This window comes from Achromobacter sp. HNDS-1, assembly GCF_040084795.1.
Classification (GTDB): domain Bacteria; phylum Pseudomonadota; class Gammaproteobacteria; order Burkholderiales; family Burkholderiaceae_B; genus Achromobacter; species Achromobacter ruhlandii.
In genome coordinates, this window is sequence record NZ_CP157584.1 from 6,119,197 (window position 1) to 6,130,852 (window position 11,656).

The window sequence follows — 11,656 nt, forward strand, 5'->3', positions numbered from 1 at the left end:
CGCGCGGGCGCCGTTGTTGCCGCATCTTGTAATCCTGGCTCAGCGCGCGCGGGCCAGGGTGTGGCGCTTGCGCCAGGCAAGGCGCAGCTCGACCAGCATGAACGCCAGCAGGGCCAGGCACAGCGGCGCCAGCGCGTACAGGGCGCGATAGCCCAGGGCCGCGCCCAGCACCTCGGCGGCAGGCAGCCGGGGCGACAGGGCCGCCACGAAGATCGCCTCGGTAGTGCCCAGTCCGCCCGGCACCCGCGTCACCACCGCCGCGAAACTCGTGCACAGCAGGATGCTCAGCACCACGGGATAGCTGACCCTGCCTTGCAGCAGCACATACATGATGGCGCCCATCAACAGCCACGACAGGGCCGCCGTCAGGCTCTGCAGCGCGGCCATGCGCGCGCCCGGCAGGCTCACGCGCTGGCCCAGCCAGTGCACCGAACGGCGCGTGGCGCGGGCGCAGATCCAGACGTAGAAGGCGGCCACGGCGATCAGTCCCACGCCCAGCAGGCGCAGCACGCCGCCGCCGATCTCCCAGCCGGCGGGCACCACGATCAGGCCGCTGGCGAACACCAGGCCCGCCACCCTGCCGTAGCCGAGCCAGTTGGAGACGGCGGAGAACACCGCCACCCGCGTGGCCACCGCCTTGCGGCACCCCAGCCGCGCATACAGGCGCAGGCGGGCCCCCAGGCCGCCCAGCAGCACGCCCAGGTTCAGGTTCAGCGCATAGCTCAGCATGGCCACCCCGAGCACCTTGGGCCAGGGCAGCGCGTGGCCGACATAGCGGCGGCCCAGCAGGTCCATCGAGGCATAGGCGAGATAGGCCGGCACCACCAACGCGGCCGCCAGCGCGATGGTGGCGCGCGGAATCCGGCGTACCGCCTGCCACACCTGGGGCCAGTCGACCGACGTGGCGAAATACGCCAGCAGGGCGGCCACCAGCGCCAGCACGATCCAGGGCAGCACGCGCTTGATCCGGGGCCAGCGGTGACGCGCGATCCGCGCCAGGCGGGAGCGATACAGGCTCATTGCGCCTCGCTTTCGCGCCGCGGACTGTTGTCGTCCAGGGTGCGCAGGCGCGGTTTGTGCGCCGGCAGGGCGCCGGCCCAGGCGGGAAAGCGCCGCAGGAAGTGGAACACCACCACGCCGACCCACAAGCGGCGCAGGCGCCGCCGGGAGCCGGGCCGCATCCGCACCGGCCGGCAGTCCTGGGCGATGAGGCGGTCCAGGCTGGCGCGCAGGGCGGCGTTCAAGGCGGTATCGCGCGCCACCACGTTGGCTTCCAGGTTCAATGCCAGGCTGAGCGGATCGAGGTTGCTGGAGCCCACGGTCGACCAGTCCTGGTCGACACAGGCCACCTTGGCGTGCAGCGGACGCTTGCAGTATTCGAAGATCTCCACGCCGGCGTCGATCAGGTAGTCGTAGAGCATGCTGGCGGCCAGCTGCGCCACCAGCATGTCGGGTTCGCCCTGCAGCAGCAGGCGCACGCGCACGCCGCGCCGGGCGGCCTTGGCCAGGTCGTGCAGCAGGCGATAGCCCGGGAAGAAATAGGCGTTGGCGATCAGCACATCGTGGCGGGCCGCGCGCAGGCCGGCGCGGTAGTAGCGTTCGATGTCGGTGGGGTGGTCGTGGTTGTCGCGCACCACCAGGCGGCCGCCGCCGTCGCCGGCGGGCATGGCGTCGACGGGCGCGGACCGCCGCCGGCGCCGCCGGCCCGCGCCGAGCGCGGCGCGGGCATAGTCGGCGATGTCCGCGGCCAGCGGGCCATCCACCCGCACCGCATAGTCCTGCTTGGCCTCCGGCCCATAGTCCCGCAGGTGGTCGGCCGAGAAATTCATGCCGCCGATGAAGGCGCAGGCGCCGTCCACCGCCACGGTCTTGCGGTGCATGCGCCGGAACAGGTTGGTGCGCACGCCCAGCAGGCGCGGGCGCGGATCGAACAGATGCACGCGCACGCCGGCGTCGGTCAGCGGCGCCAGGAACGCATCGGACAGCGCGTCCGACCCATAGCCGTCGACCAGTACATCCACGCTGACGCCGCGCCGCGCGGCGGCGATCAGGCCGCGTTGCAGATCGCGCCCGACCGGGTCGTCGAACAGGATGAAGGTCTCGACCAGGATTTCACGGCTGGCGGCGTCCACGGCGGCGCGCACCGCCGGAAAATAGGCCTCGCCGTTTTCCAGCAAGGTGTAGCGGTTGCCGTCGCGCCAGCCCAGCGGCGGGGGCGTCATAGCGCGATCTCCGCCGCGATCGGCACGTGGTCGGACAGGCGCGACCAGACCCGCGAGGCCAGCGGCACCGGCCGCCAATCCCGCACGTCGCGCACGTAGATGCGGTCCAGCCGCAGCAGCGGCCAGCGCGCGGGAAAGGTGCGGGCCGGCCGGCCCAGGCGCGAGGTGAAGACCTCGCGCACCCGGCAATCCCGCAGCAGGCCATCGGCATTCAGGCGCCAGTCGTTGAAATCGCCGGCGATCAGCAGCGCCTCGCCGGCGGGAACGTCGCGCGCCACCAGGCGGCACAGACTGGCGATCTGGCGCCGGCGATGGCCCTCGCGCAAGCCCAGGTGGACGCAGATCGCGTGCAGCGCGCGGGCGCTGCCAGGTATTTCCAGCACGCAATGCAGCAGGCCGCGGCTTTCATGGCGCCCGATGCTGACGTCATGGTTCTCGAAGCGCGTGATCGGATAGCGCGACAGCACCGCGTTGCCATGGTGGCCGGCCGGATAGACGGCGTTGCGGCCGTAGGCGAAATCGCGCCATAGCGTGTCGGCCAGGAATTCGTACTGCGAGGCGGCCGGCCAGCCCTGCGGACGGCGCGCCGCCATGCCCTGGTGTTCCCCCACCACCTCCTGCAGGAACACCAGGTCAGGCGCCGCCGACCGCAGCGCGTCGCGCAGGTCGGGCAGCATGAATCGGCGGTTGAAGCTGGTGTAGCCCTTGTGGGTATTGACGGTCAGCACCGTCAAGGTGGCGGGGGCAGGCATGGCGTCTCCAGGCGCGGGAATCCTCGCCCGGTAGCAAGTGCCGTGCCTGGCGCCAGTAGCGCTACAGTCCCAGCGCCAACAGCATCAGGAAGGCGCCGAACAGCACGAAATGGGTCATGCCCTCGATTGCGTTGGTCTGGCCGTCGTTCAGGTTGATGGCGGCCACCAGCAGGGTGACGAGCATCATCAGGGTCTGCAGCGGCGTCATTGCGATGTCGATGCGCTGCCCGGAAAACAGCGCCAGCGCCTCCATGGCGGGCACGGTCAGGATCACCGTGGACAGCGAAGCCCCCAGCGCGATATTGACGACCGACTGCATGCGATTGGCCAGGGCGGCGCGCAGGGCGGTCAGCATCTCCGGCGCGGCCGAGATGCCGGCCACGATCAGCGCCACCAGGCCGGCGGGCACCGCCATGCCCGCCAGGCCGCGATTGAGGGAATGCGACATCAGTTCGGCCAGCGCGCCTACCGCGGCAATGCCAACCGCCATCACGACGATCGACTGGCGCCGGCTCGGGTAGCCGGAGGGCGGCGACGGCTGGCGCGTCTTCTTGTCCGGATAGCTGTAGCTGAAGAAGTAGCTGTGCGGGCCGGTCTGCATGCGCAGGAACACGCCGTACAGCAACAGCATCGCCACGATGGTGAAGCCGCTGTAGGCGCGCCAGCCTGCCTGGGGCACGAATTCGGGGATGATCATCGACACCGTCACGGCGGTCAGGATCATGACGCTGTAGGTGCGCGCGGAATCGTCGTTGTAGGCCTGCTCGCCGTGCTTGAAGCCGCCGATCAGCGCGGCCACGCCCAGGATGCCATTGATGTCCAGCATGACGGCCGAATAGATGCTGTCGCGCACCAGCGTCGGCGAGCCCGCCTGGGACGAGACGATGGCCAGCACGATCACCTCGACCAGCACCGCCGACAGCGTCAGGATCATGCTGCCATAGGGGTCGCCCAGCCTGCGGGCGATGCGCTCGGCGTGGCGCGCCACGCTCAGCGACGCGGCCAGGATGGCGCCGATCAGCACCGCGCTTTCCAGCAGGCTGGACAGGCGGCCGTAACCGCCCAGGCGGGAATCGAGCGCGAATCCGGCGATCGCGACGGCGCAGGCCAGAAGCAGGAACTTCTCTGACTGCAGAATGGATTTCATCGGGACTGGGGCAGGCCGCAATAGTGCCAGCCTAGCACGGCCGGGCCGCGGGCGGCGCGCGCGGCGGGCACGCGGCTTGCTGGGTCAACGGTTTCGTCGGACCGGAAAAAGACCCCATGCCCATCACCCGCGTACCCAGGCGGCCATCATCGTCGAAGCGAGCGTCCTCCGGGCAGGGGGGCGGCCGTGGCAATCCCGTCTCCCGCTTCTTCGACCATTTCGCCGCGCATGTGACCCGAGGGGCGGGTTCGCCCGTCGCCTTCGGGCTGGCGTTGATCGCGGTCGTGGTGTGGGGACTTTCCGGCCCGGCGTTCGATTATTCCGAAACCTGGCAGTTGGTCATCAATACCGGCACGACCATCGTCACCTTCCTGATGGTGTTCGTGATCCAGCAGAGCCAGAACAAGGACAGCGAGGCCGTGCACCTGAAGCTGGACGAGTTGCTGATCGCGCTCCAGGGCGCCGACGAGCGGCTGGTCGACGCCGAACGCCTGGACGAAGACAAGTTGCTGGCGCTGGCGGCGGCCTGCACGGCGCGCGCCCGCACGCAGCGGCGCAAGCGTGCCCGGACCCGGAGGCGGCAATGAGCCATGCCACGCCGACCGTCCGCAAGGGTCAGTACGGCGGCCCGCTGGATCGCGACACCGTTCGCGATCGCTTCGTGCTGCGCTCCTTGCGAGCCATTTCTTCCAATGACCCGGCTGCCTGCTTGCCGCCGACGCGTCTGCCCCCTCCATGACGGCGTCTCCGCGCGGCGTGACGCGCGGCGCCTTCGGCACGGCGGTTGCTGGAGAGAGCCGGCGGCATCAGCCGCGACCCACCGATCACGCCGCGGCAACCCCGCCGGAAACACACAGGAGTCAACCATGACGCAAAAGACTTTGCAGGATCTGTTCATCCACGAACTGTCGGACATCTACAGCGCCGAGAAGCAACTTACCCGCGCCTTGCCCAAGATGGCGCGCGCGGCCAGCGAGGCCAAGCTCGCCGAGGCCTTCACCGCGCACCTGGAGGAAACCCGGGGCCAGGTGGAACGGATCGACAAGATCGTCGAGGCCACGGGCCTGCGGCTCAAGCGCGTCAAGTGCGCGGCGATGGAGGGTCTGGTGGAAGAGGGCCGCGACGTCATCGAGGAAGTCGAAAAAGGCCCCGTGCTGGATGCCGCGCTGATCGCGTCGGCGCAGAAGGTCGAGCACTACGAGATCGCCAGCTACGGCACGCTGTGCACCTTTGCCAAGCAGCTGGGACACGGCGACGCGCTGGCGCTGCTCAAGGAAACGTTGGCCGAGGAAAAAGCCGCCGATGAAAAGCTGAACACGCTGGCGCTGGAGCAGGCCAATGCCAAGGCGGCGCGGGCCGGCAAGGCCGCGTGATATCGACACGACGATCAGGAGACCGCCATGGGCAATGCCATCACGCATCCGGAGGCGCCAGACCCGGGCCGCAAGGCGCCGGCCCGGCCCGATCAATCGCCCGCCGAGTCGCCCGACCCGCCCGTGCGCGATGAAAAGGCGGACCGGCGCGGCCGCTGGCCGCCCGACAGCCTGCCCAATCCGATGCCGGAAGTCGATCCGCAACAGACGCCGGGCATCGATCGACTCGGCGATACCGGCCCCGAACAGCAAGTATGGGCGCGCAGTGGACGCGCACGCTAGGAAACCGCCATGGACATGTACGCACCGCCGACAGCCATACCCACCCCTTCCGCGCGCCGCGCGCCACACCCCGCGATGGCGGCCGGACGCCCGCCCGCGCGGCGGGCGACCCCGCGCGTGCCGTTGAACGGCTTCTCGCATGTCTTGCCCGCCGCCCTGGCGGCCAGCCTGGAGCGGCGTCTGGCCACGGCCACGCAAGAGGCGTGGGCGCAACGCCTGTGGGCCGGGGACGCCACGCTCTGGAGCGGTGGCGACGAAAGCGAATGGCTGGGCTGGCTGCGGCCTGGCGCCGCCCCGACGGACCTTGGCCGCCTCGCGGCCGCTTGCCGCCGGCTGTGCGTGGCGGGCTTTACCGATACGGTATGGCTGGGCATGGGCGGCGCCACACTGGGCGCCGAGGCGCTGGCGCACATCCTGGGCGTGGCCGGCGGCGGCTTGCGCCTGCACGTGCTCGATTCCACCGACGTGGCGCAGATCCTGGCGCTGCAGGCGCGGCTGGACTTGACCCGCACGCTCTTCGTGGTCGCCAGCAAATCGGGCACCACGCTGGAGTCCGGCATGCTGGCCGCCTACTTCCAGCAGTGCGTGGCGCGGCGGCTGGGCCGGCAGGAAGCCGCCCGCCGCTTCGTCGCCATCACCGACCCCGGCACGCCGCTGCATGCGCGCGCGCTGCAGGAGGGGTACGCGGCGATCTTCCTGGGCAATCCCGCCGTGGGCGGCCGCTATTCGGTGCTGTCCGCGTTCGGCCTGGCGGCGGCGGCGCTGCTGGGACATGATCCGGCCCGCCTGTTGCGCGCCACCCAGCCCATGCGCCGCGCCTGTTCCGCGCACCGCGACCCGAGGCGCAATCCCGGCCTGGTGCTGGGCGCGCTGCTGGGCGAGGCGGCGCTGGCCGGCCACGACAAGGTCACCTTGCTGGCCGACCCGGGTCTGGAAGCGCTGGCCTGCTGGCTGGAGCAACTGCTGGCCGAATCCACCGGCAAGGACGGCAAGGGCCTGATTCCGATCGCCCAGGAACCCCTGGCCGAGCCGGCGGACTATGGCCGCGACCGGCTCTTCGTCCACCTGTCCAACGGGCAATCCGCCGGGCTGGAGGCCAGGGTGCGGCAATTGGCCGCCGCAGGCCATCCCGTGGTGACCTGCCACAGCGGCGCGGCGTTATCGGTGGGGCAGGAATTCTTCCGCTGGCAGGCGGCCACCGCCATTGCCGCCGCCGTGCTGGGCGTCAATCCCTTTGACCAGCCCGACGTCGAGGCCAGCAAGGCGCGCGCGCGCAGCCTGGCGGCGGCGCCGGACGGCACGGCCGGCGCGCAAACGTGCGCATTGCTGCGGGTGCAAGGGCCGCTGGCCTTCCACGGCGCGCCCACGGCGGCGCCGGCGTCGTTCGCGCGGCTGGCGGCGCACCTGGACGCGGGCGGCTACGTGGCGCTGCTGGCGTATTTGCCGCGCGACGCAGACTGCGAACGCTGGTTGGCATCGGCGCGCGACTGCGTGCGTGGCGGCACCGGCGCGGCCACGGTGGGCGGCTTTGGTCCGCGTTACCTGCATTCCTGCGGGCAACTGCACAAGGGGGGAACCGCGGGCGGCGTGTTCCTGTTCATCACCGCCGATGCGCCGCAAGCGCTGGCCGCGCCGGGCCATGGCGCAAGCTTTGGCGCCACGCAGGTCGCCCAGGCGCGCGCCGACATGGAAGAACTGATGGCGCGAGGCCGGCAATGCCTGCGCATCCACATTTCGGGGGATCTCGACGCCGGCCTGGCGCGGCTTGCCGCGCTGCTGCGCCAGGACCTGGCTCCCGGCGCGGGCGTCCGCGCCGCCTGAGGCAATTTGCCCGAGGCGCTTTACCCGATGTTCCTCACACCCGATGCCCCCCACCTCAGGCCGTGCACCGCCCGGCCGCGTCCGGCCCGGACCTGGCCGTCCCTTATTGGAGATATCCCATGAAGCTTTCCCGACTCATCATCAGCGCCGCCGCGCTCGGCGCCCTGGCCACCGCCTCCGCATGGGCCCAGGGCACACAGCCGGACGGCAATGCGACGCCGCCCGCGACCACCGCGCCGGCCCCCAAGCCAATGCCCAAGGCGCAGCCCGGGCAGGCGGACCCGCAGCCGCAACCCAAGGCGCAACCGGGACAAGGCGATTCGCGCGCCGTGCCCAAGTCGCAGTCGCCGCAAGGCGAGCCGCGTCCGGCCAAGGATGACCGTCCGGCCCGGCGCCTGGAAGGCGAAGGCGGCACCGATAGCCGCGGCCCGGCGCGTGGCCAGGGCGGCACGGGCTCCACGGGGCAGGGCGGCATGCCGGGCTCCGGCGCGTCGGCCGGTTCCGGTGGCACCACCGACACGCGCTGACGCAGCGCCGGGCGGCGGCGCGGAACTCACGCCGCCGCTTCCTCCCCGTGCGCCGCGCGCCGTGCCAGGTGCAGGATGCTTTCGGGCAGCGCCAGCGCGATATCGGCGGCCTGCAGGTCGCGCATCACGCTCAGGTAGATGGCCTGTTGCAGATCCATGTAGCGGTTGTAGTCGGCGCTCATGACGTAATACACCGCCTCGAATTCCAGCGCGCTCTCGCCCAGCCGCGCCAGGTGGGCGCGGTCGTAGCGGGTGTCCGGCTGTTCCTCGATGCGCGCGCGGATGATGGCGGGGATGGCGGCCACCTGGTCGACCGGGGTGCGATACGCCACCCGGATCGAGAACACAATGCGCCGTTGCTGCATGCGCTTGTAGTTCTGGATTGTCTGCTTGAGCAGTTCGGTGTTCGAGCACACGATCTGTTCGCCGCCCAGGCTGCGGATGCGGGTGGTCTTGAGGCCGACGTGCTCGATGCTGCCGGCCACGGCGCCGAAGACGATGAAATCGCCGGCCTCGAATGGCTTGTCCAACCCGATCGAGATCGACGCGAACAGATCGCTCAGGATGGTCTGCACCGCCAACGCCACCGCCACGCCGCCGATGCCCAGGCTGGCGACCAGCGCGGTGATGTTCACCCCCACGTTGTCCAGCATGGCCAGCAGCACGATCACCCAGACCAGCGCCCGCAGCAGGAACGACAGCAGCGTGGCGGTGATGGAGCCGGTGCGCCCGCGCGCCGCCACGGCGTGGGCCAGGCCCACGTCGATGCCGCGATCCAGCCACAGCGCCAGTTGCAGCGCGATCAGGACGAACCACAGGTGGCCCGGGCCGGCGCGGCCGGGCAGCGGCGCGCCCACCAGGTCCGCCGCCAGCAGCAGCGAGGCCAGCGCCAGGATCACCCAGTTGGTGCGCAGCAGGATGCGCGACGCCGCGCCGGCGATCCCCTGGCCGGGGGGCTGCGCCAGGCGATCCAGGCGTGCCCGTGCCAGGCGCAGGACCAGCATCAGCAGGCCGCACAGCGCCGCGCCTGTCGCCAGCGCCGCGAGCCACAGCGCGACGGGATGATCGGCGAGCAGGGCGGAGAAGGAAAACCAGGGGGAGGGCATGTCGTCTCCGGGGGAAGGGGATGCCGCCACGCAGCAATCGCCGTGCCGTGCGTTCGCCGCCCGCCTGGCGCTCGGGCTTGGGGATCGCCGCTGCGGTGGTCAGTCAAAGGGCGGCACCGGAGTCGCATTGAAAGGCGCGCACGTATGGCAGACCAGCATCGGTCGGCATTGGAACAGCCAGCGCCATCGCGGCGCCGGGCGCGCGCGGCAAGCCCTGACTTGGCTGGTCCGGCCGTCCCACCCTGGCGCCGGGCTCGGCGGGTCTTTCGTCTGGAGGTGTCAGAAGGCGAGCAGGAGCGAGGCCAGGTTCAGCAGCGCCAGCAGCACCGCGCCCATCGCCCATAACAGCAGGGCCAGCCACAGGCCGATGGACAGCCTGCGCAGCCGGCGTGAGGGCGTCTGCGAGGACGCCGGCCGCGGCGATCGGTCTGTCTCCTGGAGGCGCTCGGCATTGGCGGCGGGACCGGGGATCGGCGCGGCGGGCGGGCTCAACGAAACCGCCGCGTTGCCGATCAGGGTGGTGGATGCAGCCGGCTCGGGAATGATCATGGCATTTCCAGTGTTCAGGACCGGGTTCAGCGCGAGGTGTTCCAGACGGACGCCTGCCGATACTGTTCCGCGCGCGCCAGCGTGCGATAGAAATCGGCGCCCGCGCAGATCAGCGTTTCCATTTCCCGCGCCGTCAACTTGTGGCGCAAGGCCGCCACGCATTGCGCATAGTCGGCCAGCACCTCCGGCCAGTCGGTGACCTGCCTGTCGGAAACCGAGGTGGCCAGCATGCGGGCCAGCAGTTCATCGCCGTCCATCATGGGCCTGCCGCGAAGGGCGGTACGGCCGGCTTCGGCGGTCTCAGCGGCGCATATCTGCCCATCATCATGGCTTGTCCATGCCTTGCTTGAGCGTCCCGGCCATCCGCAGGTGTTGCCGCAGCGTGGGCAAGGTCTGGATGGCGAACTGCCTGATGTCAGGATCCTTGACGTCGTTCGAGGCCTTCTCGAACAGGGCCACGGCATCTTCATGCGCGCCCACGGCGATTTCCTCGGCGTAGGCCTTGTCAAAACCCTCGTCGCGCAGGCCCAATGCCTTCAAGCGGGCCTTCTGCGTCAGCGAAGGTTCCGTGGGCACGTCATAGCCTTTGCCGTGCGCCAGCGCGGCCAATTGCTGCCCCGCCTTGCCGTGCTCATCGATCATCTTTTGCGCGAACGCTTTCAGGTCGGCGTTGCGGGTCTTTTCCAGCGCCAGCCGGCTTGCCTGGACTTCGAGGTGGCCCGCCTGCGCCGCGCTTTCAAGGAAGTCGCGGTCGCCACTGTCGAGTTTGGTGGGGGTCGGCGCGGCCTGCGCAATGCCGGCCTGGGGCCCTCCCAGCGCGAACAACAACAGGGACAAGGTGGTGAGATAGCGGATGGACATGGCGTGCTCCCAAGATGGGGTGAAGCGCGTGGCCTGGCGGATGCGGGCCTGGCGCCAATCCCGCAATCCCTGTTCCCGGGACGGGCGCGGGCGGCGGGGGCGACGGGGAAGGGACGCCGGCATCGCATGGCCGCGCGTCCCGGCGCGGTAGCCTCAGGCGTGACCGGTGCCGAGCTGGTGGTACTTTTTACCGATTTCCATCGTGGCCTGGTAAAAGCCCGCCTTGCTGCCGCAGTCGTAGCGGACGCCCTCATACTCGTGGCCGAACACGCGGCGTTCGCGCAGCAGGGCGGCGATGCCGTCGGTCAGCTGGATCTCGCCGCCCACGCCGGCGGCGGTTCGGCGCAGGCAGGCAAAGATCTCCGGCTCCAGCACATAGCGTCCCACCACCGCCAGGTTCGACGGGGCATCGGCGGGATCCGGCTTCTCGACCATGCCATTCAGGCGCAGCACGCCATCGGCGACCGGCTCGCCAGCAACGATGCCATATTGGCGGCAGTGCTCGCGGGGAATGCGCTGCAGCGCCAGGGTGCTGCCCTCGAATTCGCGCGCCACCTTGATCATCTCGCCGATGACGGGGAAGGGCGCATCGATCAGGTCATCGGCCAGCAGCACGACGAAGGGTTCGTTACCCACGATCGGTTCGGCGCACAGCACCGCGTGGCCAAGCCCCAGCGGCGTCGACTGGCGCGTGTAGACGCAGTTGACGTGGGCGGGCAGCACGTTGCGGATCGTCTCCAGCAGCGCGACCTTGTTCTTGGCTTCCAGATCGAGCTCCAGCTCGGGCACCCGGTCGAAGTGGTCCTCGATGGCACGCTTGTTGCGCCCGGTGACGAACACCAATTCAGTGATGCCGGCCGCGATCGCTTCTTCGACGGCATACTGGATCAAGGGCTTGTCCACCACGGGCAACATTTCCTTGGGCATGGCCTTGGTGGCGGGCAGAAAGCGGGTGCCGAGTCCGGCGACGGGGAAAACCGCGATTCGGATGGGTTGCATGACAGGTCTCGTTGAGG

Annotated in this window: 15 protein-coding genes; 6 read left to right on the top strand and 9 right to left on the bottom strand. The window is 70.2% G+C overall.

Features of this window, described 5'->3' with window-relative positions; translation table 11 throughout:
* Positions 1-39: 39 nt before the first annotated feature.
* The 4 genes from ABFG95_RS28165 to ABFG95_RS28180 form a co-directional block, all read right to left on the bottom strand.
* The gene (locus ABFG95_RS28165; RefSeq protein WP_348995202.1) at positions 40-1,020 is read right to left on the bottom strand and encodes a lysylphosphatidylglycerol synthase domain-containing protein; all 981 of its coding nucleotides are present in this window, start codon (positions 1,018-1,020) and stop codon (positions 40-42) included.
* Entirely contained in the window at positions 1,017-2,222 is a 1,206-nt protein-coding gene (gene clsB, locus ABFG95_RS28170; protein WP_238908961.1) for a cardiolipin synthase ClsB, read from the bottom strand. The genes ABFG95_RS28165 and clsB overlap by 4 nt, the downstream gene beginning before the upstream one ends.
* Positions 2,219-2,974 (bottom strand): endonuclease/exonuclease/phosphatase family protein, encoded by a 756-nt coding sequence (locus ABFG95_RS28175; protein ID WP_049073797.1) that lies wholly within the window; start codon positions 2,972-2,974, stop codon positions 2,219-2,221. The genes clsB and ABFG95_RS28175 overlap by 4 nt, the downstream gene beginning before the upstream one ends.
* Positions 2,975-3,035: 61 nt before the next feature.
* Positions 3,036-4,121 carry a calcium:proton antiporter gene (locus ABFG95_RS28180; protein ID WP_238908962.1) on the bottom strand — a complete coding sequence of 362 codons (1,086 nt, stop codon included), beginning with the start codon at positions 4,119-4,121 and terminating at the stop codon, positions 3,036-3,038.
* Between the two features lie 116 nt (positions 4,122-4,237).
* On the opposite strand from ABFG95_RS28180, the gene ABFG95_RS28185 reads away from it, so the two are divergent.
* From ABFG95_RS28185 to ABFG95_RS28210, 6 genes are all read left to right on the top strand, one after another.
* Complete coding sequence (locus ABFG95_RS28185; RefSeq protein ID WP_238908963.1) at positions 4,238-4,708, top strand: low affinity iron permease family protein; 471 nt, start codon at positions 4,238-4,240, stop codon at positions 4,706-4,708.
* The gene (locus ABFG95_RS28190) at positions 4,705-4,860 is read left to right on the top strand and encodes a hypothetical protein (protein WP_348995203.1); all 156 of its coding nucleotides are present in this window, start codon (positions 4,705-4,707) and stop codon (positions 4,858-4,860) included. Before ABFG95_RS28185 ends, ABFG95_RS28190 begins: the two co-directional genes overlap by 4 nt.
* Before the next feature lie 127 nt (positions 4,861-4,987).
* Positions 4,988-5,494 carry a ferritin-like domain-containing protein gene (locus ABFG95_RS28195; RefSeq protein WP_054418177.1) on the top strand — a complete coding sequence of 169 codons (507 nt, stop codon included), beginning with the start codon at positions 4,988-4,990 and terminating at the stop codon, positions 5,492-5,494.
* A 27-nt stretch (positions 5,495-5,521) separates the two neighbouring features.
* On the top strand, positions 5,522-5,776 hold the full coding sequence (locus ABFG95_RS28200; protein ID WP_278990814.1) for a hypothetical protein: 255 nt from the start codon (positions 5,522-5,524) through the stop codon (positions 5,774-5,776).
* Between the two features lie 117 nt (positions 5,777-5,893).
* A complete protein-coding gene (locus ABFG95_RS28205) occupies positions 5,894-7,597 on the top strand; it encodes a hypothetical protein (protein WP_348995204.1) in 1,704 nt (567 codons plus the stop codon).
* Positions 7,598-7,716: 119 nt separating this feature from the next.
* Positions 7,717-8,124, top strand: coding sequence for a hypothetical protein (locus ABFG95_RS28210; RefSeq protein ID WP_348995205.1), 408 nt, complete (start codon positions 7,717-7,719; stop codon positions 8,122-8,124).
* A 26-nt stretch (positions 8,125-8,150) separates the two neighbouring features.
* Here ABFG95_RS28210 and ABFG95_RS28215 read toward each other — a convergent pair whose 3' ends face one another.
* The 5 genes from ABFG95_RS28215 to galU all read right to left on the bottom strand — a co-directional run bounded on the left by ABFG95_RS28215 (position 8,151) and on the right by galU (position 11,639).
* Positions 8,151-9,230, bottom strand: coding sequence for a mechanosensitive ion channel family protein (locus tag ABFG95_RS28215; protein ID WP_348995206.1), 1,080 nt, complete (start codon positions 9,228-9,230; stop codon positions 8,151-8,153).
* 279 nt (positions 9,231-9,509) lie between these two features.
* Entirely contained in the window at positions 9,510-9,779 is a 270-nt protein-coding gene (locus ABFG95_RS28220; protein WP_100504669.1) for a hypothetical protein, read from the bottom strand.
* Between the two features lie 26 nt (positions 9,780-9,805).
* Entirely contained in the window at positions 9,806-10,039 is a 234-nt protein-coding gene (locus tag ABFG95_RS28225) for a DNA-3-methyladenine glycosylase (RefSeq protein ID WP_232734920.1), read from the bottom strand.
* 64 nt (positions 10,040-10,103) lie between these two features.
* Complete coding sequence (locus ABFG95_RS28230) at positions 10,104-10,640, bottom strand: DUF4142 domain-containing protein (RefSeq protein WP_175145968.1); 537 nt, start codon at positions 10,638-10,640, stop codon at positions 10,104-10,106.
* Between the two features lie 153 nt (positions 10,641-10,793).
* On the bottom strand, positions 10,794-11,639 hold the full coding sequence (gene galU / locus ABFG95_RS28235; RefSeq protein ID WP_336729491.1) for a UTP--glucose-1-phosphate uridylyltransferase GalU: 846 nt from the start codon (positions 11,637-11,639) through the stop codon (positions 10,794-10,796).
* Positions 11,640-11,656 lie beyond the last annotated feature (17 nt).